The following is a 22,312-nucleotide window of genomic DNA, read 5'->3' on the forward strand; positions in this document are numbered from 1 at the left end:
CAAGGTCAGGTCCTTCCAAAAGCAATTCACCTATGCCGGGGGCGATTTGCCCATGAGCGGGCAAAACGCTTCGGCGACGATCGAGATCGGCTTGGACGTTACCGATCTGCTCGATTCCCTGGCCGGGGCCCAGGAAGCCTCCTTTTTCCTGGTCGTGCAATCCAAGGGGGCGAATTCCGGAACGGTCAATTCCATGTCCCTCATGGACTACAGCGCCGGAGCGGCCAACGAGATCAAATCGACGCAAACCAACGTGAAGATCAATTCCAACGCGAAAACCTACGTGAAGGTGGCGACTACGGTTTCGACCGGCATCCTGAAACGGGCGACACCGCTTACGGCCGGGCGCGTGGAAGCCCGCCGCGGCGGGGGCGGATACCAGATCCGGGGACTTTGGAAAGGGACGGAGGCGATCGAGGTCATCGGGGTGGATGGGAAGCTCAAGGCTTCCTTCACGCCCGCCGCGGGCGGAACCTGGCAGATGCTACCTCGGTCGATCGGCCCGGGCACCTATTCGATCCGGAGCATCGGGAGGAACGGCGCTTCCGAATCGAGCCCTGTCACGTTGCGATAGGCTTGCGATAGACCCCGGGCGGGAACGGGATTACGGGCCCGGGGATGCGGACAAGAATAAGAACGAGGGCAAGGGAGCATTATGATCAAACGCGCATGGAAATTGGTTTTGGCGCCGGCCGGCTTGGCGGCGCTGTTGTTCTGGGCCTGCGACAAGAGCGCAACCGGGCCCGGAAACGGGACCGCCTTCGGCAACCTCTCCGCGCCGGACTCGGTCTATGCCGCTTATACGCGCCTATACGATCCGCCTTGCACGCTAACGGTTTCCTTTAACTACGATCCCGCCAAGCAAGGAGGCGTCGAGGTCGCCGCGACCCTGGATTCCGGGATCTCCTGGATCCCGGTCGCCACCATCGCTCCCGGCGGCCCTAACCCGGCTAAGGTCGTTTGGCCGTTGGACCGGGATGCCGATACCGGCCACTTCGATTTCTTCGGGTATAAGGAAGCCTATCTGAAGCTCACCGAGAAAGCGTCGGGCCAATCGATCCAATCGGGAAAGTTCAATGTCATCGGCAACATTCCCTTCGTCCTCAACTCGCCCAAAGGCGGGGAAACTTTCGCCGTCAAGGACAGCATCCCCTTGCAGTACGCGGTCAATACGCATCTGACCGCCCAGATCAAACCCTGCATCCGGCCTGACGATACCACCATCCAATGGAAAGCCCTGGAGAAGTTCACGAGCTCGACGACCTTGACCTTCCAGCGCGGCCCGATCCGATCCTTCGTCCAGAAGTTCACCTTGGCCTATTTCGATACCACCCTGGCATGGACGGGCAAATGGGCGGATCATCCGTTGCAAGTCATGCTCAAGGATTACGGGTCCGGGGGGAAAATCAAATTCTCGGGACTGATCGCGATCACGCAAGATTGAGCATGCGGAGTCCCAGCCCGGCATTCGCGGCGACCTGCGGCCGCGCTGTCATCCTAGCGGGCGTCCTGCTCGCGGGATGCGATTTTCCCTATCGTCCGCTGCCCCAGCCGCAGCCATACTTCGAACAGAAATCCAACGGTTCCGTCTTCTCGGTCAATACCAACCAACAGGTTTGCAATCCTACCATAAGCGAGAGCGACGCCTATCCGGCTTCCATGCTGTGGCTGGGATTCGATCAACTTTCCGTTCGGGTTCCGGACAGCCTAAAGGGCTACCCCCTCGACCGCATCGAAGAACATGATCGGATCACGGTTACGGATACCTCCAATACCGTGCGTTGGTACCTGATGGCGCGCGACGCAGCGCCGACGGGAGAGATGCAATGCCCCCGGTGGTCGGCGCATCCCGATTACCTCTCTTTCACGGTGGGGATTCCCGCGCAGGCCTACAGCGGTTACGTGGCAAGGATAACTGATAAGAAGATGCTGAAGATCTGCGATGCCCATCTGGAGGAATTCAGCACGCCGCATACCTGGTTACCCGATAGCGTCGTTTCCACCGCCGATGCCGGTAGCCCGATTTACGCTGCGAACGGTTTCGCGAGCCGGGACGATATCCAACGGTTCTTCGGAACGACCCGGTTCAAATTCGCCTTCGCTATGCCCGAAACCCAGGGAGGCGCCTTGTTCTTCGTCGACTATTCGGCGGCCGGCGATCCCTCCGCCGTACGCTTGCCGAAACCCTCCGGCCGGGAATCGTGGCATTGCGAAAGCCCCCAGATTTCCCGGGACGGGAATTGGATCGCCTACCATTGCTTCCAGAACGCGGTCCCTGGCTTCGGCTACGCGACCTATATCCAGAAGCTGCAGGCGGACGCGCTTCCGGTGCTGATTGCCGAGCGCGCCTCCGATCCGCATTGGTGGATCGAGCCGGGGAGCGGCGCATACCACCTGGTGTACACGGTAACCAAAGGGGATTACTTCACCACCGCCGAATTCACGGATACGACCCTGCAGAACGACGGGAGCGTGGGAGCGACACTCAGGCAACGGCTCGCGGGAAGCCCGGCTAACGGCCTCTCCGTGGACGCGCAGGCCAAGCCCGATACCCTCGTGCGTTTACCCTTCAAAGGCGGGCTTTCCCGCGACGGCAACTTCCTCTGCACGGCGTACAAGTACGCTTACCTCATGCGGCTTAAATGAAGAGACGGCGAATCCTCCGGGGCGGCCTGATTTTAGCAACCATTTTTCTTGGTCTTATTCCCGCCTTCCGCAAGGCCATTCCCGCATTGCGATCGGAAGCCCGCGGGCTCGACGCCGGCGCGCTGGCGTTGAAGCCTTGGCAGAGCATCGGCGGGTGCGGCGCGGGAGGCTCCGGCGGGGGGTCGAGCGGAATCCGGTGGGTCGGCAGGGGCGTGAGCGGGGCCCTGCTCGACGTCGAATTCATGCCCAAGATCAATTTCGGGCAAACCTTCATGTTTGCGATCGCGGAGCCCCGCCTGGCCTATCATCCCCGTTGGTCGACGGAACTGGGACTTTCCATGCCCATCGGCATGAAAGAGATGGAAGTCCAATACCAGACGAACCTGGAGCCGGAATTGATCCGCAACGGGAGCCGGGGCGATCTCACGGCGGATGCGCGGCAATTGTTCGGGGACCACAGCCAGTACGCGGCCCAGCTCTCGTTCACCTTCCCTACCGGGCAATACGATGCGCAACGCGGTACCGATCGCTCGAAGAACGTGCTGCCGCAGGGCCTCCAGATGGGCCGAGGCGTCTACTCCGGTACCTTGGGCTTATCGTACACGCGGGATTACGACCAGGGAATGATGCTCTACGACGGCTATTTCAGCTATCCGTTCATGTTCCGCTTCGATGGAAAAAACGAGTACCTCGGAACCGATTACCGCGCTTACGCGAATACCACCGGGGAAACCCGCTCCCGGTTCCGTTACGGCTCCTGGCTGAAACCTTATGGCGAGAGCGACCGCGGCGATTATTACCCGCCTTCGGCGAGCTTCGACGCGATCTACGCCCGCCGGGGAGAGCGGACCGTCCAGTCGCTCCAGCTCTTCTTCTCGGCGCCCATGGGCGTACGCTGGATCCATTCCCCGGATCCGGCGCTCTATGAGCCCAAGCCCGATCCGGACAACCGCGCCTGGGATATCGCGCTAGGATATGGAGTGGAATCGTCGGGCGATTTGATGCCCTTATACTTCGGCGTGGGAATGCCGGTGCATGCGAAACGGAGCCTTACCGGTGAATGGACCGCTCCGGATTGGGGAAACCTGGGGCAGGAATGGATCGTCGCATTGGGGTTCAAGGCGATCCTGTTCTGAACGGGGGGCCGGCGATGCAGCGGTTGACATAGTCCGCATTCGCAACCATCCCCATCCGCGATAGGAATTGGGCGAAGTAACCCGCCGCCTCGTCCCCGAGGCCGCGGTTTTTTCCCCACTTCGAACGGATGTCCTGTAGCAGGGAATCGACGACGTGCTCATCGGACAGATCGAGACCGGCGCTCCTTCCGGAGGGGACGCTTCCGGCATCGCCGGATTTATAGAACAACGCTTCCGTCCCGTCGGTATAAGCCAGTCGCCATTCCGGATCGTTCAGTAACGAGGCCGCCAATGGCAGGTAGGTGGTCACGAAGGCGGTGGGTAAAATCGCATACGTGATCCCGTAGCGTTCGCAAGCGGACCGGAACCGTTCGGGGTCTTCCAAAAGCGCGCCATACTCCGCGAGGAAGGCATCGGGCCTGATCGCGTAGCGGGTATCGATGAATACCTGCCGCGGCGGATACCTCTTCCAAAGGAGATAGCCGCCGTAGCGGTCGGCGTTGAAGCCGTTCCCCGCGATCTGGTGCGCCGCCAGATAGGCGACGCTTCCATCGGGGAAAGAAAACGGCGAAACCGGTCCGCTCCCCCGGACCTGCCACAAGACGGAGGCATGGACGGCAACGGCGAGGCCGGCCAGCGAAACCGCCGCGATGGCGGCCGGAAGGCGTAGGCGCCGGAAGAGGCCGGGCCATCGATCCGCGAGGGAGGCCATGGCCGCGGGAAGCTGGGCGCAGATGAGCGGTAGCCCGGTAAAAAAGGCGAGGATGATATTCCTTTCGGCCCGGAAGGCCAGATAGCCCATGCCAGCGGCGACGAAGGCCAAAGGGAGCCGGACGGCTCGGGGCCGGAGGGCCATCAGGGCGAAAGCGAACGCGGCCAAGGTCAGCACCGCCCAGGCGTAATGCGAATCCGGCGTTCCGAAAAGCGCGGGGAGCGGCCGGTTTTCCCCGATGACCCGGGAAAACAGGTTGTCGTACGAGGGCCTGGTCCGACGGAAAAGCAAGAAGGCGAGCCCGAAGGCTTTGGGGCCGTAAGGATTCGCCAGGGAGGCTAGGCATGTCAACAGCAGCGCGCCGGTCAGGGGAATGACTCGTCGTTTTGCCGCTTGCCGTTCCGAACAGCCAGGGAGTCGCGACTGGGCGATTTCAGCTACGAGCCAAGCGAGCACGGTGGCCGGACCCAGCAGGAACAACGGCTGGGAATTGGTCCACAGGATTTGCAGAGGCAAAAGGCAGGCGAGATAGCGAAGCCGATTCCGCCTCCCGTACGCTTCCAGGCAAGCGATGAAGGCGGTCAATAGGAACAGCGATACCATGATGGGCCGGTGCGGGGCGAGATACCTGATTTCGAACAACGCCGCGATCCAAAGGGATGCCCCGAAAAGAACCGCTTGCGCGGGAACGTAGAGGAAAAACAAGAGCCCGGCGGCCAGCCCCAGGAAAAGGCTGTTGGCGATGAGGATCCCATGCAGGCCGAGCAGGCCCCAAATGCCGAACATCCCGATCTGGAACAGCCAATGGAGATCGATCCATGGGAGTTCCCGGGAGGTAAAGGCGAAAGGATCCGTTTGCGGAACGGAATGCGTATTGACGATATGCCGGCCGGCCGCCAAGTGCCAAAAGATGTCGCCGTCGCTGATGGGATACCAGAAAAAGAATGCGGCAGAGAAGCCGACAAGGAGGGCCGCGATGAGTTTTGGCTTTTCCATGACCTCAATAAGCTTCAGGGCCGCCGGGCGATTGGGGAACCTCAATATAAGGCGAAAGAATCGTCTCAAGTCGCCGATTTGAAGGGGGGAGTAGGCGGTATTATTGGGACGGGAGGAGGTCCCTTCCCGCAGGCATTAGTAGATTCGGAAATCCCCCTGGAGGAAACCAGCATGCCTTTCGCCTTCGCCCCCCGGATGATCGCCGTACCCTCGGCCCTTGCGCTCTGCCTGGCCGCCGCCGTCTTGGCCGGCCCGCCCAAGGGCGCCCCCGTGAAACCCGATGCCGCCGAGCTGGCGAACAGCCAGGCCTTGACCAAGGGGCTTAAAGGCAAGATCGTCTGGTCCACCTCCCGCGACGGCAACCACGACATCTACATCATGAACATCGACGGCTCGGACATGAAGCCCCTGACCAAGGGGCCCAAGACCGATTGGTATTCGCATTTCTCCACTGACGGGAAGCAAGTGCTGTTTTGCCGTTCGAAAATCGATTGGATCATCGAGACGGACGCGAACTATCCGGAACGTTGGGATACCTGGGTCATCAATACCGACGGGACCGGCGAGAAGGTGCTCATCCCCAATTCGTCCTGGGCGGATTGGACGCGCGACGGCAAGTCCATCGTGTACGCGAAGGGGGCCAAGGTCTTCAAGTGCAATACCGACGGTACCGGCGAAAGCCTGATCCTGGACGTGGAAGGGATCAAGAAGGGAGTGCTGGTCGAGCATCCCCACCTTTCCGACGACGGGAAGCTGCTGGCCCTCACCCTGCGCGGGACCGGCCGCGAGACCGGCATCTATAACCTGGAGACGAAGAGCTACTTCACCTCGGGAGGCGGCTGCGAGCTCAGCTTCTTCCCCGGGCTGCGTAAGGGCATCCGCGTGAACGAGACCGGCATCGGCGGCACGTCCATCTTCGCCTTCGACATCAAACCGGACGGCACCCACGGGAAGATCGAAGCGGGCAAGATCGAAGGCAAGAGCATCGTGTTCATGGACATGCCGGGCCGCCGCTCCCATGAATACTTCCCCCGCCTGTCGCCCAAGGGCGATTACATGATCTGGGGCATCACCCAGTACGGGCACGATCATGATCTGGCCGACTACGAGATCTACCTGTGGAAGGTGGGCGACCCGCCCGAAAAGGCCGCCCGCCTTACCTGGCATTCCGGCAATGATCGCTGGCCGGACATCTGGTTCGAATAGGCGCTAGCCCGAAGTTCCCATGGTCTTCACCGAAGACGTATTCCTCTACTACTTCCTGCCGCTGGTCCTGGGCATCTATTACCTGATCCCCGTGCCGCAGAACCCGAAGCCGGGCCGTTCGCGCTATTGGATGCGCAACCTCTGGCTCACCCTGATGGGCTACCTGTTCTACTCCTGGTTCGAACCCTGGTTCGTGCTGCCCATGATGTTCACCAACGTGGCCGATTACTGGTTCGGGGTGTACCTGGGCCGCGAGGGAGTGGCCCCCGCCCGGCGCAAGCTGGTCCTTACCGTATCGATGATCATGAACCTGGGGCTGCTGGGCGTATTCAAGTACGGGGTCTTCACCCAGGTGAACCTGAACCATCTCCTGGCCGCCGTGGGGCAGAATACCTTCAGCGTTCTGCAGATCGCCTTCCCCATCGGCATCTCGTTCTACACCTTCCATAGCATGAGCTATATCATCGACATCTACCGCGGCGAGCGACCGGTGCGCTCCTTCGCCGACTTCTCCTGTTTCGTGTCGCTGTTCCCCCAGCTCGTGGCCGGGCCCATCCTCCGCTACAACGTGCTTTCGCGCCAGTTGCATTCGCGCGAGCATAGCCTCAACCTCTTCGCGAGGGGCGTGATCCTTTTCTTCCTGGGCTTCGCCATGAAGATCCTCTTGGCCAATCCCGTGGGCCGCATCGCCGACGCGGCCTTCGCAGCGCAATCGCCCCATGCCATCGATGCCTGGTGGGGCACCTTGGCCTACGCCTTCCAGATCTATTTCGACTTCAACGGCTACTCCGTAATGGCCTTGGGGCTGGGCATGATGTTCGGCTTCGAACTCATCCGCAATTTCAACGCACCCTACCATGCCGATAGCATCACCGATTTCTGGCGCCGCTGGCACATCTCCCTGTCCACCTGGCTCCGGGAATACCTGTACATTTCCCTGGGCGGAAACCGCAAGGGCGAGGCCCGCACCTATATCAACCTGGCCCTGGTGATGCTGCTCGGCGGCTTCTGGCACGGCGCCCAATGGCAGTTCATCTTCTGGGGCGCCATCCACGGTACCATGCTGGGACTGGAACGCTGGAGCGGCAAAAAACCCTTCTACGCCAACTCCCCACGGCCCCTGCGCGTGGCCTTCACCTTCTTCGTCGTGCTCATCACCTGGGTATTCTTCCGCGCCGACGGCCTTCCCCATGCCTTCCATTATCTGGGCTGCATGTTCGGCCTGGCGCATCCGTCCCCCTTCGCGGACTTGCTCAAGCCCGCCATCTACCACGCCCATGATCTCATCAACATGGCGCTCTGCGCCGTCTTCGTCATCCAACCTTTCCAGAGTTACGAATTCGCGCTCAAGCTCTCCTGGCCCAAATACGCGGTGGCCTTCGGCCTGTTCCTGATCGGGGTGATCATGATGTACACCCAGGCCTTCAATCCTTTCCTCTACTTCCAATTCTGAGGCCCAGTTCCATGCGCACGGACCCAATTTCAGGCGGGGATGACGGCGGAAAAGGCGGTCCGCAAGGTAAGCCACCCGTTCCGCCGGCCGGTGGAACGGCGACGAAGGCCGCTCCCGTGAAGGGCCATGACGCGCCGCATGCGCGCGGGAACGCGGATCGCAAGCTGGAATGGGCCATCGTCGTCTCTTTGCTCGCGGTGGCGGCGGGATTCCCGTTGTTCCAAGCGATCCATGAGGCCGCGGAGCAAAAGGAATCGCCGCACGTCCTGGAATTGTTCCGGCGGGCGCCGACCAAGGAAAACCTGCACCGCTGGGACGACAACGCCAAGGATCGGAGCGTGTTCGCGAAGTGGCTGCGTCCCTGGGCCCTGCAGAAGCGCTACGACGTATTCAAGGAGGTGGCCCCCAAATCGGTGCCCGGCGCGGAAGGCTGGCTCTTCTACAACCAGGACGTGGACTACCTGCTGGATCCGCCCTATACCGATGAGCGATTCTATAAGGGCACCTTCGATACCTTGGTGGCGGGCAAACGCGTCAACCTGCGCAATCCCCTGGTGGCCATGGAGGATTTCCGCGCCCAACTCGCGGCGCGCGGGATCAAGCTGCTGCTCGTCCCCATCCCGGGGAAACCCTCCATCTATCCGGACAAGCTGTATGCGGGCTTCCGCGGCGAAGCCGTCTCCCCCACCCTGGGCCTGCTCGATGATCTGAAACGGCGCGGGTTCGAGACCGTCGATCTCTTTACGCCTCTCCGGCGCGCGAAGGCGGAGGGCCGTTTCCAATTGTACCTGAAGCGCGATACCCACTGGACGCCGCAGGGCCTGGAGATCGCCGCCGACGTCCTGGCGGCGCGCATCAAGGAACTGGCGCCCGGCTTGGACCCGGAGGCGGGCCTGGGAAGCGGCGACAGCGCGAATGCGCGCGGGCCGCGCTTCGCCTTGAAGGACACGACGATCCAGCGTTGGGGCGATATCGCCGAGATGACCAAGGTGCCGGAACGTAAATCCATCTGGGAAGAGGAGGCGGTGGAAGCGCATCCGGTCATGGATTTGGCGACGCAGAAGCCTTACCGCGACAATCCCGATTCGCCCATCCTGTGGTTGGGCGACAGCTTTTCCCGCATTTACCAGACGGATGCGCCGGGCTCGGCAGGCGTCATCGCCCAGGTGGCCTACCGCCTCAATTGCCCCTTGGCCTCCATCGTCAACGACGGCGGCGCTTCCACCGTGGTCCGCCAGCAATTGGCCCGGCGGCCTGAACTCTTGAAGGGCAAGAAGCTGGTGGTCTGGACCTTCGTGGAACGCGATCTGCGTTTCGGGTCGAAGGGCTGGGCATTGGTGGGACTGCCTTAATCGGGGTCCGGTTTTCCTAATTCGACCATAAAAAATTCCTGCCATTTCCCCGCTTTTCCGCAAATCCTTCCGGGGTGGAAGGATACTTGTGCTAATTTCCGATTGCGACCCGTAAAATACCATTCCCAGCCGCCGTGCTGAGCAAGGAGGAAAACCTTGGGAATCAGGTTCCGCCTTTTCTCGCAATCCATGCCGTTACTAGTGCTGTTCCTTCTCCCGGAGCCGGCTCCCGCTCTCGGCATCCTGAACTCCCTGCCTACCGGTTCGCACCCCGTGGCTATCGCCGTGAACCCCGTGACGAACCGGGCCTACGTAGCCAATTCGGGAAGCAATACCGTGTCCGTCATCGACAACGCGAGCAGCACGGTCATCGCCACCCTCAACGTCGGCACCGGTCCCTGCGCGATTGTCGTCGATCCGCTCGGGAACCTCGTGTACGTGGCCAACAAGGGGAGCAATTCGGTTTCCCTCATCGATGGCGCGACGCAGGCGGTGACCTCCATCGCGGTCGGCCAAGGCCCTTCCGCCATCGTCCTGAACGGGACCACGCGGGAAGCATTCGTGGCGAACACCGCCAGTAACAGCGTATCGCAAATTTCCGGCGGCATCGTCACCCGGACGATCAGCGTGGGAACCAAGCCGGTGGCGCTGGCGGTGAACGCCTCCATGAACCGGATTTACGCGGCGAATAACGGCAGCGGGAACGTATCCGTCATCAACGGCTCTTCGGGAACGACCACTTCGGTGGCCGCCGGGGCGGCTCCCGTCGCCATCGGCGTCAACACCGCCACGAATCGGATCTACGTCGCCAATTCGTCGGGCCGTAGCCTGACGGTGATCAACGGGACCGATGGAAGCGTAGCGCAGACGGTGCCCCTGGACTCCGCCCCGACGGCTCTCGCCGTAGACCAGGTCACCAACAAGATTTATGTGGTCGGCAACCCGTTCATCCTGAACGTGATCGATGGCGCGGACTATTCCAAGCTGACCAATTTCGCGCCTTCCCGTCCGAGCGGGATCGCAATCAATCCGGAGACGAACGTGATCTTCATTGTCAACGAGCAGGGCAACAAGCTCCTCGCGTATGATGGCGCCCGGATCAACACCGCCGTGAATGCGGTGACTGAAATCAGGAATCCCCGGGGGGCGGTATACAAGGCCATCGCGATCAATACGGTAACCAACCAGGTGTTCGCCGCCAATGACAGCGCAGGAGAGGTGGATATCGTGGATGGAAGCGGGTATTGGGAATATTCCGGAGTCCCCTTACCGCCAAGGTCCTTTCACCCGCGGCTGAATCCGATCACCGGCAAGCTGTATATCCCGTCGAACCAAGCCCCCGGCGGAATCACCGTCGTGGATGCGGGCACCGGCCGGATCGAGGAAACCCTGGCCACCCCCGATATCCCCTACGACGTGGGAATCAATCCCGTAACCAACAAGCTCTACGTAGGGTACGAAAGGACGAACAAAGTCCATATCATCGATTTGGCGACGAAAGCCATGAAGGAAATCGCCTTGCCGATGGCTGTGCCGGAAACGCCATGGTCCCCGGCGTTCACGGTGAATCCGGTAGCCAATAAGATCTACCTGAAGTTGGAAAATCTTTGGTTGATCGACGGAGTCACGGATTCGGTTACGCGGGTGGGCTACGATTCGCCGATCCTGAACCCGACGACGGACAAGATCTACTTGTCCAGCTCCGGCCCATATCCGGAAGTGGGAATCATGGACGGGATTTCCCATAAGCTGTTGAAGCAAAATGCCGCCCAGGGATTCGGCGTCACCCTCAATCCGGTTACGAACGAGGTTTACATCAACAACTCGACAACCGATCTCAACGGAAAGGGCTGGGTGGACCTTATGGATGGGTTTACCGATAAGGTGGATCCCATCCCCGGGCTGTCGAACCTCAGCCGGGGCTATCTGGTCTCGCTTACCCCGAACATCGCCACGAACAAGCTGTCCAAAGCTCGCTCGCCTGGTCCGGCTACCCGATCGTCAATCCCATCGACAACAGCCTGCACGGGACCGATGGGAGCAACCTCTATTCGACACGGGACTGGACGAAGTTGGAAACGGGCTTCCGGATCCATATCGATCCCATGGCGAATCATGCGACCTTCCTCGCCCGTCCCGTTCTCACGGGATCCGCCGCGGATCGACCCGCGGGAAGCCACGCCGGGATCGCAGGGGTCTTCCACCAGATGCATACCTCCCAAGGGAAGTGGACCGCGGCGAACCTTTCGGGAGGAACCGGAATGGACTCGGTCTCCTGGACGTTGAACTGGGGTCCGGATTCCCTCCGGTTCGGCTTGAACTACATCTGCCTTGCCGCCCTGGATTCCAACGGAGCGTCGGCCACCGCGATCTATCCCATCTACCGGATCAAGGAACTGCCCCCGCCGCCCGGCATTCCCTCGCTCACCGCGCCGACCGACAATGCCAAGGATATCCAAAGGTATTCCCTGCTTTCGTGGACAAAGGTGGACGGGGCAGCCTCTTATGAGCTGCGCATCGCTGCCGCTCCCGATTTCACGAAGGACCTCACCATCCGTTCCGGCCTCACCGCTCCCTTCGATACCCTGAATTTTTCCAATTACTCCACTTTCTATTACTGGAAGGTGCGCGCCCTGAATCAAGGGGGATTCGGGGAATGGTCGCAGGTGCGGCATTACACCACGGTCATCGCTCCCCCGGGTTACCCGGTGAAGATACAGCCCGCCGATCGCACGATTGACGTTCCCGCACCGACCCACGTGGTATGGTATGCGCTACCCACCGCGACCGGTTATGAAGTGGAGTTGGATACCAGCTCCGACTTTAAGTCCGCGCTGCGGGTGGATACCCTTGTCAGCGACAGTCTCTGCAACCTGCCCGGCCTGAAGGGCGGACAGAAATACTACTGGCATGTTCGAGGGCAGAATCCCACGGGCTGGGGCGTGTGGAGCGCGAGTTGGGAGTTCACCGTCGTTCCCGCGGAGCCGGAGATCCCCCAGTTGACCGAGCCTGCGGCCGGGGCCGCGGATCAGCCTGTCTGGGCCAAGTTGAAGTGGAGGAAAAGCGCCCGCGCCGTCAGCTATCGGGTCCAGGTCGCGACCGATGCCGCTTTCGCGAACCTGGCCATGGACGATTCCGCCGTCGCCGATTCCGCCAAGGAATCCGACTTGCAACGGTCCACAGTCTACCTCTGGCGCGTGCGCGCCAAGAATGGAGGCGGCATCAGCGGATGGTCCCAGGTCCGATCGTTCACGACGACCTCGGAGGAAGCGCCCTTGGCGCCGGAACTCCTAACGCCCTTGGACGGCGCCGTGGCATGGCCCTATCCCGCCGCGTTCTCCTGGAGCCCGGTGGCTACGGCGGTCACCTACCACGTCCAGGCCTCGACGGACAGCGGCTTCGCGAAGGTCGCCGATCAGGATTCCCTCACGTCCCTTACTAGCGCGCATCTGTTCGGGCTCGCGTATACCACCCAGCACTACTGGCGGGCGCGGGCGAAGGGGAAAGGCGGGGCCGGCGCCTGGAGCGGGATCCGGAAGTTTACGACAGGCATCGCGCCGCCGCCGTATCCGCAACTGCTATCCCCCGCGAATGGCGCCGCCGACCAGGCCAGCCCCCTGGCGCTCAAGTGGGCCAAGGGCAGAAACAGCGCCACCTACGACGTGGAAGTCGCCGTCGATTCCCTCTTCGATGTCCTGCTGCGTAGCGATTCGCTCCTTTTCGATACCACCCTCACGATGGATACCTTCAAGGCCCAAACGCCTTATTTCTGGAGAGCGCGCGGCGCGAATGCGGGAGGAACGGGAACCTGGTCGCCATATTGGAAATTCACGATCGGCGCCAGCGTATCGATACCCGAAACCTACTCGGTCAACCGCTCCGGTCCCTTCCGGTCCGGCGGCGAATTACGCTATGCCTTGCCCAAAGCGGGTTTCGTCTCCATCAACTACTACGACCTGCACGGCAAGCAAGTCGCCTCCTTCGTGAACAGGATCCAGGGCCCCGGATATTACGCGCTGTCCGTCGGCGAGGCGTTGCGCCGCCAGGGAGCGTTGATCCAGATTTTCAGGGCGGGGGATTTCCTGAGCCGCGACAAGGTAGTCCTGTTCCGATGAGAGGGTAGGCAAGCGAGGCTTCTTAGCGCGTTCGGCCTGCTGGCGGGAACGGCCACGCTGGGGATGCCATTCGGGATGCGGAGGGATCCTCAAACGGATGGCAGGGACGGCGTTCCCGATGATTCCGCAGGGAAATCCGCCGGGGTATGTTCGTTCAGGCGGTTCAGGTCCAAGGTGGTCGCCCCGCTATCCGAGCGCCCGAATATGAAGGCGAACTTCGCCCCGAAAACGATTTCATCGAAGCGGTAGGAATAACGAACGTACACGGTCTGGCCGAAAGCATCGTCGAAGGCTTTGATGTGGACGAAAAACTCGCCGTCCCCGGTCCGGAAATCCTCCGAGGTCATGCCCCAAAGCGGACTCGCCTCGTCGATGGGATGCACTATGGTCCAGCTTAACGGGAAGAACTGGATCCGCTTGCGTTCCAGGGGCAGCTCCAGGAATTTACGGTTCCCGCTGCGGGGATCGACCCAGGAGAGGGAAACCTCCGCTTCCGTCTCGATGAGTTGATTGTTGCGCGCGTTGGCGAAGCGGAACATGAAGGCGGTGCCGCCGCGATAGGGGGAGATCAAGGCGGACTGGCTGAATAGCAGCCGGCTGCGCGCCCGGGCGAAGCGCGAATACAGGAGGCCCGTGGCCAAGGCGAAGCCCATCAATCCCGCCAAAGACTCCAAGGCGGCGACCATGCTGGTCATCACCCCTGCGGGGCTGATGCGCCCGTAGCCCACCGTCGTCAAGGTTTGCGCGCTGAAGAAGAAAGCGTCGCTGAAACCGTCGGCGGCGCTCTCGCCCGTGTGGCCCACCAGATGCTCTACGCCAATAGCCATATACACCAGGGAGAAGGCGGTATTAACGGCCAAGTACCCGCACAATACGACCAGGATGAAGGCGGGCCAGCTAATGCTGGTGAGCAGATGGTAGAAGTTGAGCGCGACGTGGAGGGGCACGCCGCTGCGCTCGACGTTGAAGGATCCGTCATGGTTGAGAAGGCGGGCGTTCCGCGTGGGTATCTTGGCGCCGAACCCCAGATCGTTGAATTCCTGGCCGGTCGTAAGCCTATCCTGGGTTTCCTCTTTGGCTGCTGCCATTACATCCCCTTCCCTAACCGGCTAAACTTAGCAATGGCTGTGCGAACCCCCGAATAAGTTCTTCATTTGGATTCGAACGCGCAATGCCGGAGGAAGCTTTGATCCAGGAAATGAAAACCGACCCGGAAATCCTTTCCACTTTCGGGACCCTGCATGAGCTGTGGCCGCACTTGCGCGAGGTGGAGTTCCTCGCGACGGTGCGCCGCATGCAAGAGACCGATGGGCGCGAGCGTTTCGGTATCGTTTGCCACCACTTTATGAGGTCCATATGACGGAAATCCGTCCGGCAGGGCCTGGTGATCTGGAGGCCCTGGTTCCCCTCTTCGATGCCTATCGCGTTTTCTACGAAGGCCCGTCCGATCGGGACGCCGGCCGCCGCTTCCTGGGCGCCCGACTCTCCTCCGGCGATTCGCGCATCTTCCTTGGCCTCAAAGACGGGCGCGCCATCGGTTTCATCCAATTGTATCCGTCCTTCTCTTCGGTTTCGATGCGGCGCCTGTGGATCTTGAACGATCTCTACGTGCACCCGGAAGCGCGCCGGTCCGGAACGGCGAAAGCGCTGATGGCAGCCGCGGAAGGCTTCGCCCGGGCCGACGGGGCAAAGGGCTTGGCTCTCGCGACCCAGATCGGAAACCGTACGGCCCAGGAACTCTACGCCAAGATGGGATATCGCAAAGAAGAGGCGTTCTACCATTATTCCCTAACCTTCTGAACGATCATGCGAACGGGGCCCGGCTGCCAATTCGGCAAGCCTCCGCGCCTTTCCGGCCCGGTCGTTCCCGTACCGCCCCGGATTCCGGCCTGAGTCACCCGAATTCCCCGCATTCCCCGCGGCACGCTTGTTGCATTAAGGAATAGGGAGTCCGAACGGAGGTGGCCGTGCGTTTGATCCTGATCCTGACCTTGCTGTTGGCGCCGCTGGGCCTCTCTTGCGCCGAGCCTAGCTTAGGCCATTCGACCGATTCCCCCGCGACCTTCCCGACGGTCCGCGTCGAAAAGAATCAGCGCATGCTGGTGGTTGTCGCGAAAGGGGATCCTGACCGTAACGGCGACTCCGCGGTGCGGTCCTTGCTCCGGCATTTCTTCCGCGGCGCCGGCGAAGCGGAGAAGAACGCTTCCGTGCGTCCGCGCGTCCGCTGGGCGCTGCGGTCGCCCTCCATCCCCCGTTCGTCCTGGATAGCGACTTATGCGCTGCCCGTCTCGGAAAACTTTCCCGAGCCTCCCCGCGGCCCTGCTTCCGTGGTTACCTGGCAATACGGCCTGATCGTAGAAGCCGCTTACTCCGGGCCGTATGCCAACGCCCAGCCCTCCATCGATTCCCTGAAAGCCTATGCCGCGCGTTCAGGCTTCGCGCTCGTCGGCGGGTTGGAAGAGGAATTCGAACGCGGCCGCGGGACGCTTTACCAAGGCCATCCTGAAGCCTACCATACGATTCTCAGGTACCGCATCCACGAGGGGCGCGGAAGCAACGTTGACGAAGCCCCCTTGTCCTCGAATTAGGACAAGACGGCCAGCTGGACCCGCTACCATTATCGTGATCTCATCCGTCCATGCCATAAGATGGTTCCGCCGTAAATAGCCCTCGGCTTCCCGAATCGACGGATCGATGTAATCGAATGTCCTCTCCGCCCATATGCCGATGTCGTGATAACAGGCGGCGATCAAAATCTTGCGCTTGGCGATCTCATCGCATGGATGCAGGAGGAAGCAAAATCCGGCAACCCGGATCGCGCGGGGCCGCGAATCCGACGTGGCCACCGTCCTTATTCCGAAACGGGCGCTTCCGCGGCGGCTTCGGCGCCGGCGATGGCTTCCAGCTTCCGATAGATGGTACGGATGCTGATTCCGAGCTCATCCGCCGTCTTGGCCTTGTCCCCGTGATTCTTCTTCAGCGAATTGCGGATGACCATCATTTCGATCTCATCCATGGTCATCCCGCTGCCGATGCTCACCTGCATGCCGGCGCCTCCGCCGTTGGAAAGCTCGTCGGGAAGATCCTCGGGGGTGATCTGATGCCCCAGGCATAGGATCACGGCGCGCTCGATGGCATTCTCCACCTCGCGCACGTTGCCCGGCCAGGAGTAATTCTCCATGATGCGCAGCGCGTCCGCGTTGATGGAGAGGTTCTGCTTCTTGTTCTTCTTGCAGTACTTGGTGATGAAGTACGAGATCAAGGAATGCAAATCCTCGGGCCGCGCCCGCAAGGGGGGGATCTGCAAGGGGATGACGTTGAGGCGGTAGAACAGGTCTTCGCGGAACAGGCCCAGCTCCACCTGCTTGCGCAGATTCTTGTTGGTGGCGGCGATGATGCGCACGTCCACCTTCTGGGTGGTGCCGCCCACGGGCGTGGCATCGCCTTCTTGCAGGATACGCAGCAACTTGGGTTGCACCGCCAAAGGCATCTCGCCGATTTCGTCCAGGAAAATGGAGCCGCCGTTGGCCTCCTGGAAACGGCCCTTCTTATCCTGGTAGGCCCCGGTGAAGGCGCCCTTCTTGTATCCGAAGAGCTCGGCTTCGAGGAGGTTTTCGGGAATGGCCGCGCAGTTGACCGTGATGAACGGGCGATGGGCCCGCGACGAGTTGGAGAAGATGTAATGGGCTAGCACTTCCTTGCCTGTGCCGGACTCGCCCAGGATCAGGATGGTCGCATCGCTGGCGGCGGCCTGGCCGGCGCGCTCGATCAGGGACTTGAAGGCGCGGTTCTTGCCCCACTCGAAATTGGGCGATTGGTTGAGGCGCAGTTTTTCCTTGAGCAGGAAATTCTCTTCCAGGAGGGCCGTCTTCTCGAAAGCGCGGTTCACTACCGCGATGATCTCCTGCTTGTTGAAAGGCTTGGGGATGAAATCGTAGGCGCCCTTCTTCATGGCAGTCACGGCATCGTCGATGGTGCCGTGGCCGGTGATCATGATGATCTGGATGTTGCCGTTGAACTCCTTCACCTTCTCCATGAACTCGAGGCCGTCCATCTTGGGCATCTTCAGATCGGTGATCACCACCTGGGGCACATGCTCCTTGATCAGCTCTACGGCCTTTTCGGGCTCCTGGCTGCTGATCAGCTCCATGTCCAAGCCGTTCAACGCGCGACCTAGGGAGTCGATGATGTTCTTTTCGTCGTCCAAGATGAGCAATTTTTTCTTCATGCCGAATTCCTTAGTAGCAATGCCCGGACCAATCTTCTCGCTGGGGATAGCGGCCCCAGGGCCTTCGAAATTCATCATAAGGTTAGAAAGTCTTCACTTTACGGGATTCTGACCCGGATTGGTTTTTGCCATAATGGCAGATTCCGTGACTTCATGTCCGGGGGAATCATTGGGTAGATTAGCAATCATGACGCAAGCCAATTCAGCAAAAGCCGCTGCGACCCTGGATACCGCCGCGCTCTTGGACCGGGCATTCACCCAAGCCGATTACGCCATTAATATCACCGACACGCAGGGAAAACTCGTCAAGGTGAACAAAGCCTACCTGGATCTGTACAAGTTCGCTAACGAGGCGGAGGTCCTCGGAAAGACGCAACGCGTCATCCGCTCTCCGCATACTCCCGATGCGGTGTATAAGGAAATGTGGACCACCATTCTCGCGGGCGAGGCATGGCGCGGCAATCTCTCCAATATCGCCACCGACGGATCCGAGGTTTTCGTCCATCTCACCATTACCCCCGTGCGCGAGGGCAGGGAAATCATCGGCTACATGGGTTTCTCCATCGATCGCGCGCAACAGGTGCTGCTCGAGAAGGAATTGTTCCATGCCAACAAACTGGTGGTGCTGGCCACCATGGGCGCCGGCCTCGCGCATGAGCTGAACAATCCGCTCGCCAGCATCTTGCTGGATGCGGAATACCTGAACGATATCTTTCTCGCTCCGCATCAACCCATCGACTGGGCTTCGGCCCGGCAGGCTTCCAATTCGGTGATCCAAGGCGTGGAACGGATGAAGAAGGTGTTGGAGCATCTGCTGCTGTACTCGCGCAAGGAAGCGGCGCAGCGGTTTTCCACCTTGACCATGAGCCAGCTCATCGAGGACAGCTTCCTATTCCTCGAACGGCAACTCCGCAGCCGCAGCATCGCCATCGAGCTGGATATCGACGCCGACGTTTACGTATCCGGCAACCGTACCCAACTCGAATCCGTGGTACACAACCTGTTGACCAATTCCCGGGACGCCTTCGAAAGCCGCAAGGGCGAGAAGCTCGTCCGTATCCGCGTCTTCAAGGAAAGGCCGGGCCTGGTGACGATGGAATACACGGACAACGCCGGCGGCATCCCCAAGCCCATCCTCGATCGCATCTTCGAACCTTTCTTCACCACCAAAAAGGAAAAGGAAGGCACCGGCCTGGGCCTGGCCATCAGCCGGAAGATCGTCGCCGAGCATGGCGGCGCCATCCATTGCGAGTCGAAAGGCGACACCACCACTTTCTCGATTACCTTGCCTGCATTGGAAGGCCCCGCGCCCGATCCAGGGCTCCTGGAAGACTAGACGCCGGGCCGCGGTTCCCGCCGCCGCCTTGTCAGTCTGGCAGCAGATAAAAGCGGCGCGGGCGCGGCGTGGAATCTAGTCTAGGTAAGGAGGGCCTCATCATGCGGGTAGGGGAGCAGTGGATCTTTCCGGGCATGCCGGTTTCGGCCCTGCTGAACGCGCGGCCCGCCGCTCTCCGGCTTTTGGAAGCCTGGGGCATCGACCCGTGGCTCGATCCGCATGCCCATCTCGATGCCTTGGCGGCATCCAAGCGAGTACCCTGGACCCTATTCGAAACCGCCTTGGATGAATTGACCGATCTGGATGAAGATCGGGATTGGGAAGGCGCTTCCCTTCCGGACCTCCTCGACCACCTGATCGCGGATCATCGCGATATGCTCAACCGCATAGTCCCTGCGCTTCGGATCGCGCTGGCGCGGATCCCTGCCACGGAAAAGGATCCGCCGGTAGGTTCGGATGCGGCCTGGAACCTGTTCGCCGATGGACTGGAAGCCCACATGCGGGAGGAGGAAAACTTCCTGTTCCCCCGGCTTTTGCATTACGCTTATTGCCTGCGGCATCACGGATGCCATCCGGACTTCGACGGCGGATCGGTGAACGTGTATATCGCCATCCGCCTCTTGGGGAACGAACACAGGCAGAAGGAGATCTTCATGCGTTTCCTCGATGATCAGGAAGCGCACGTCACCGGATTGGCGATCGGTTCTCCGGATCAGGAACGCCTCGCGCGGTTATTGGCGGAATTCCGGATTCGCCTGGAGCGGCACAACCACTTGGAAGAAGAAGTCCTGTATCCCAAGGCCCGCGACCTGGAAAAATCCCTCTACGATGCCGCCATCGCCGGTTCCGCAGCGGCTTCTACCGCTTCTTGAGCCGCCTTCCTAGGGAAGCATGGCCAAATTAGCAGGCCATCCGTCAATTTGGCGCGCGACCCGGCCCTCAGGCGACCAGCCTAGCCGGCACTGAGGCGTTGCCGCCCATCCCCGGACCAGATGATCCCTGGCCTGGGATTTGCGTTTTCGTGTTCCAGCAGCAAGCCATCCGAAAGCCATTCCCCGGCTTGCGGAAATTAATTTCCAAGGAGAGCGGACATGATGAAGATCCTGATTGGCCATGATGGTTCGCCTGCGGCGGAAGCCGCCTGCGAGGATTTGCGCAAGGCGGGCCTGCCGGCGCGCGCCGAAGCGTTGGTGCTCTCCGCCTGCCCGCCCTTCCTGCCTTTGGAAGCCTTGGCTCCCAATGGGATCGCGCCTCCCGGATACGAACGCGCATACGCCGAGGCCTATGCCAATCACGAGACCCTGGTCAAGGCATCCCTGACGCAAGCGCAAGCGGCCGCGCGGAAACTGCGCGGCGCTTTTCCCGGTTGGAAGGTTTCCGCGGAAACGACGACCGACACGGCAGCGCATGCGCTCCTGGATAAAGCGGAAGCCTGGAAGCCCGATTTGATCGTCCTAGGTTCGCGCGGATGGAGCGAGATCGGCAAACTGATCCTGGGTAGCGTGGCGGATCGGGTCCTCAACCACGCCGCATGCCCGGTGCGCATCAGTCGCGCGCGTAAGGGCGCGCGCACGTCGGCCCCCAAGGTGCTCATCGCCTATGACGGTTCCAAGCACGCCGATGCCGCCGTGGCCGCCGTGATCGAAAGGGCCTGGCCCGAGGGGACACGGGTCACCGTCCTCGCGGTTTCGGAATTCCAATTGCGCATGGGCGACCTGACCCTGGCGCTGACCAAGGCGTTGGGCCGGCCCGGCCAAGCCAGTCCCTGGCCTTGGATGGAAACGCGTTTGGCTAAGGTCGCCAAGACCCTCATGGCCGCCGGGCTGCGGGCCGAAACCGCATTGTTGATCGGCGAGCCGCGCCGGGCCATCGTGGACCAAGCCAAGCGCCTCAAGACCGATTGCGTTTTCCTGGGGTCCCACGGTTACACGGGCCTGCGCCGCGTGATGCTCGGCAGCGTTTCGGCGGCCGTGGCCGCCCATGCCCCCTGCTCGGTGGAAGTGATCCACCTTAAGAGGAAAGGAAAGAAATCATGAAGGATACGCAGATGCTACTCGGGAGCGAGGCCGAGGCTTTGCTTTCCCATCGCTGTACCGGCGTGCCCAAGGAAAGCTTGGAGTTGCCCGGACCGGATTTCGTTTCCCGGGTGCTGGCCCAATCGGATCGGCCCGTCCAGGTCTTGCGCAATCTGCAGTCCCTCTTTTCCCATGGCCGCCTGTCCGGCACCGGATACCTATCCATCTTGCCCGTGGACCAAGGCATCGAACATTCCGCGGCGGCTTCCTTCGCTCCCAATCCCGCCTACTTCGATCCCGAGAACCTGGCCCTTCTCGCGCTCGAAGGCGGGTGCAGCGCCTTCGCCTCCACAGTAGGCGCGCTGGGCATGTTGGCGCGCAAGTACGCGCATCGCATCCCTTTCATCGCCAAGCTCAACCATAACGAGCTCCTGACCTATCCGAACCACTACGATCAGATCTTCTTCGCCCAGGTACGGCAGGCCTGGGACCTGGGCGCGGCGGCGGTGGGCGCCACCGTATACTTCGGTTCGCCCGAAAGCACCCGGCAGATCCAGGAAGTCGCGCAGGCCTTCGCCGAAGCCCATCGCCTGGGGATGGCCACCGTGCTCTGGGCCTACCTGCGTAACCCCGCTTTCCAGACCAAGGAGGCGGATTACCACGTGGCCGCCGATTTGACGGGCCAGGCCAACCATCTGGCCGCTTCCCTGCACGCCGATATCGTGAAGCAGAAAGCGCCGGAGACCAACGGCGGCTTCACCGCGCTCAAGTTCGGCAAGACGCATCCCGACGTGTACGGCAAGCTGGCGGGGGAACATCCCATCGATCGGGTGCGTTATCAGGTACTGAATTGCTTCGCCGGCCGAGCCGGCCTCATCAATTCGGGCGGCGCTTCGGGCAAGGACGATCTGAAGGCGGCGGTACGGACCGCCGTCATCAACAAGCGCGGCGGAGGCATGGGCCTGATCTCGGGACGCAAAGCCTTCCAGCGGCCGATGGCCGAAGGAGTGGAGCTATTGCATGCGATCCAGGACGTGTACCTGGACGCTTCCATCACGATAGCGTAAAAGCGAAGGGGCTCCGTGGCCGGAGCTCCCTCCTTCCAACATATCTTCCC

The 22,312-nt window shown here is 61.2% G+C and carries 19 protein-coding genes; 16 read left to right on the plus strand and 3 right to left on the minus strand.

The features are described from left to right. The 4 genes from JF616_16635 to JF616_16650 all read left to right on the plus strand — a co-directional run. Nucleotides 1–574 (plus strand): hypothetical protein (locus JF616_16635; GenBank protein ID MBW8889384.1); only part of this gene is annotated, 574 nt, incomplete at its 5' end. Nucleotides 575–655: 81 nt separating this feature from the next. Continuing rightward, the gene (locus JF616_16640) at nt 656–1,444 is read left to right on the plus strand and encodes a hypothetical protein (GenBank protein ID MBW8889385.1); all 789 of its coding nucleotides are present in this window, start codon (nt 656–658) and stop codon (nt 1,442–1,444) included. Between the two features lie 2 nt (nt 1,445–1,446). Further along, nucleotides 1,447–2,646, plus strand: a complete 1,200-nt coding sequence (locus JF616_16645; protein ID MBW8889386.1) for a hypothetical protein — start codon at nt 1,447–1,449, stop codon at nt 2,644–2,646. Nucleotides 2,647–2,732: 86 nt separating this feature from the next. Further along, a complete protein-coding gene (locus JF616_16650) occupies nt 2,733–3,782 on the plus strand; it encodes a hypothetical protein (GenBank protein ID MBW8889387.1) in 1,050 nt (349 codons plus the stop codon). Here the strand turns inward: JF616_16650 and JF616_16655 are convergent. Continuing rightward, the gene (locus JF616_16655) at nt 3,763–5,490 is read right to left on the minus strand and encodes a hypothetical protein (GenBank protein ID MBW8889388.1); all 1,728 of its coding nucleotides are present in this window, start codon (nt 5,488–5,490) and stop codon (nt 3,763–3,765) included. The two genes, JF616_16650 and JF616_16655, sit on opposite strands and share 20 nt — an antisense overlap. A 171-nt stretch (nt 5,491–5,661) precedes the next feature. On the opposite strand from JF616_16655, the gene JF616_16660 reads away from it, so the two are divergent. From JF616_16660 to JF616_16680, 5 genes are all read left to right on the plus strand, one after another. Further along, entirely contained in the window at nt 5,662–6,696 is a 1,035-nt protein-coding gene (locus JF616_16660; GenBank protein ID MBW8889389.1) for a hypothetical protein, read from the plus strand. A 19-nt stretch (nt 6,697–6,715) separates the two neighbouring features. Then, complete coding sequence (locus JF616_16665; protein ID MBW8889390.1) at nt 6,716–8,149, plus strand: MBOAT family protein; 1,434 nt, start codon at nt 6,716–6,718, stop codon at nt 8,147–8,149. Nucleotides 8,150–8,265: 116 nt separating this feature from the next. Then, nucleotides 8,266–9,501, plus strand: coding sequence for a hypothetical protein (locus JF616_16670; GenBank protein MBW8889391.1), 1,236 nt, complete (start codon nt 8,266–8,268; stop codon nt 9,499–9,501). Nucleotides 9,502–9,657: 156 nt separating this feature from the next. Then, nucleotides 9,658–11,787, plus strand: a complete 2,130-nt coding sequence (locus JF616_16675) for a YncE family protein (protein ID MBW8889392.1) — start codon at nt 9,658–9,660, stop codon at nt 11,785–11,787. Next, nucleotides 11,763–13,616: a hypothetical protein gene (locus tag JF616_16680; GenBank protein MBW8889393.1), complete on the plus strand. Its 1,854-nt coding sequence runs from the start codon at nt 11,763–11,765 to the stop codon at nt 13,614–13,616. Before JF616_16675 ends, JF616_16680 begins: the two co-directional genes overlap by 25 nt. An 89-nt stretch (nt 13,617–13,705) precedes the next feature. Here JF616_16680 and JF616_16685 read toward each other — a convergent pair whose 3' ends face one another. Beyond that, nucleotides 13,706–14,704, minus strand: coding sequence for a K+ channel, inward rectifier (locus JF616_16685; protein MBW8889394.1), 999 nt, complete (start codon nt 14,702–14,704; stop codon nt 13,706–13,708). Nucleotides 14,705–14,814: 110 nt separating this feature from the next. On the opposite strand from JF616_16685, the gene JF616_16690 reads away from it, so the two are divergent. From JF616_16690 to JF616_16700, 3 genes are all read left to right on the plus strand, one after another. Continuing rightward, nucleotides 14,815–14,976 (plus strand): hypothetical protein, encoded by a 162-nt coding sequence (locus tag JF616_16690; protein MBW8889395.1) that lies wholly within the window; start codon nt 14,815–14,817, stop codon nt 14,974–14,976. Continuing rightward, complete coding sequence (locus tag JF616_16695) at nt 14,973–15,416, plus strand: GNAT family N-acetyltransferase (protein ID MBW8889396.1); 444 nt, start codon at nt 14,973–14,975, stop codon at nt 15,414–15,416. The genes JF616_16690 and JF616_16695 overlap by 4 nt, the downstream gene beginning before the upstream one ends. 167 nt (nt 15,417–15,583) lie before the next feature. Next, nucleotides 15,584–16,204, plus strand: a complete 621-nt coding sequence (locus JF616_16700) for a hypothetical protein (protein MBW8889397.1) — start codon at nt 15,584–15,586, stop codon at nt 16,202–16,204. A 263-nt stretch (nt 16,205–16,467) separates the two neighbouring features. Here JF616_16700 and JF616_16705 read toward each other — a convergent pair whose 3' ends face one another. Next, entirely contained in the window at nt 16,468–17,844 is a 1,377-nt protein-coding gene (locus JF616_16705) for a sigma-54-dependent Fis family transcriptional regulator (GenBank protein MBW8889398.1), read from the minus strand. Between the two features lie 187 nt (nt 17,845–18,031). On the opposite strand from JF616_16705, the gene JF616_16710 reads away from it, so the two are divergent. The 4 genes from JF616_16710 (at nt 18,032) to JF616_16725 (ending at nt 22,262) form a co-directional block, all read left to right on the plus strand. Beyond that, a complete protein-coding gene (locus tag JF616_16710; GenBank protein MBW8889399.1) occupies nt 18,032–19,180 on the plus strand; it encodes a PAS domain S-box protein in 1,149 nt (382 codons plus the stop codon). Between the two features lie 101 nt (nt 19,181–19,281). Further along, the gene (locus JF616_16715) at nt 19,282–20,052 is read left to right on the plus strand and encodes a hemerythrin domain-containing protein (protein ID MBW8889400.1); all 771 of its coding nucleotides are present in this window, start codon (nt 19,282–19,284) and stop codon (nt 20,050–20,052) included. Between the two features lie 219 nt (nt 20,053–20,271). Beyond that, entirely contained in the window at nt 20,272–21,216 is a 945-nt protein-coding gene (locus tag JF616_16720) for a universal stress protein (GenBank protein MBW8889401.1), read from the plus strand. After that, entirely contained in the window at nt 21,213–22,262 is a 1,050-nt protein-coding gene (locus JF616_16725; protein ID MBW8889402.1) for a class I fructose-bisphosphate aldolase, read from the plus strand. The genes JF616_16720 and JF616_16725 overlap by 4 nt, the downstream gene beginning before the upstream one ends. Nucleotides 22,263–22,312 lie beyond the last annotated feature (50 nt).

The organism is Fibrobacterota bacterium (assembly GCA_019509785.1).
In the GTDB taxonomy this organism is placed as follows: domain Bacteria; phylum Fibrobacterota; class Fibrobacteria; order UBA11236; family UBA11236; genus Chersky-265.

Excerpts from the sequence above, each read along its gene's own strand:
- JF616_16640 (MBW8889385.1), top strand. The coding sequence starts at position 656 with ATGATCAAACGCGCATGGAAATTGGTTTTGGCGCCGGCCGGCTTGGCG.
- JF616_16645 (MBW8889386.1), top strand. The coding sequence starts at position 1,447 with ATGCGGAGTCCCAGCCCGGCATTCGCGGCGACCTGCGGCCGCGCTGTC.
- JF616_16655 (MBW8889388.1), bottom strand. The coding sequence starts at position 5,490 with ATGGAAAAGCCAAAACTCATCGCGGCCCTCCTTGTCGGCTTCTCTGCC.
- JF616_16660 (MBW8889389.1), top strand. The coding sequence starts at position 5,662 with ATGCCTTTCGCCTTCGCCCCCCGGATGATCGCCGTACCCTCGGCCCTT.
- JF616_16665 (MBW8889390.1), top strand. The coding sequence starts at position 6,716 with ATGGTCTTCACCGAAGACGTATTCCTCTACTACTTCCTGCCGCTGGTC.
- JF616_16680 (MBW8889393.1), top strand. The coding sequence starts at position 11,763 with ATGGACTCGGTCTCCTGGACGTTGAACTGGGGTCCGGATTCCCTCCGG.
- JF616_16685 (MBW8889394.1), bottom strand. The coding sequence starts at position 14,704 with ATGGCAGCAGCCAAAGAGGAAACCCAGGATAGGCTTACGACCGGCCAG.
- JF616_16690 (MBW8889395.1), top strand. The coding sequence starts at position 14,815 with ATGAAAACCGACCCGGAAATCCTTTCCACTTTCGGGACCCTGCATGAG.
- JF616_16695 (MBW8889396.1), top strand. The coding sequence starts at position 14,973 with ATGACGGAAATCCGTCCGGCAGGGCCTGGTGATCTGGAGGCCCTGGTT.
- JF616_16705 (MBW8889398.1), bottom strand. The coding sequence starts at position 17,844 with ATGAAGAAAAAATTGCTCATCTTGGACGACGAAAAGAACATCATCGAC.
- JF616_16710 (MBW8889399.1), top strand. The coding sequence starts at position 18,032 with ATGACGCAAGCCAATTCAGCAAAAGCCGCTGCGACCCTGGATACCGCC.
- JF616_16715 (MBW8889400.1), top strand. The coding sequence starts at position 19,282 with ATGCGGGTAGGGGAGCAGTGGATCTTTCCGGGCATGCCGGTTTCGGCC.
- JF616_16720 (MBW8889401.1), top strand. The coding sequence starts at position 20,272 with ATGATGAAGATCCTGATTGGCCATGATGGTTCGCCTGCGGCGGAAGCC.
- JF616_16725 (MBW8889402.1), top strand. The coding sequence starts at position 21,213 with ATGAAGGATACGCAGATGCTACTCGGGAGCGAGGCCGAGGCTTTGCTT.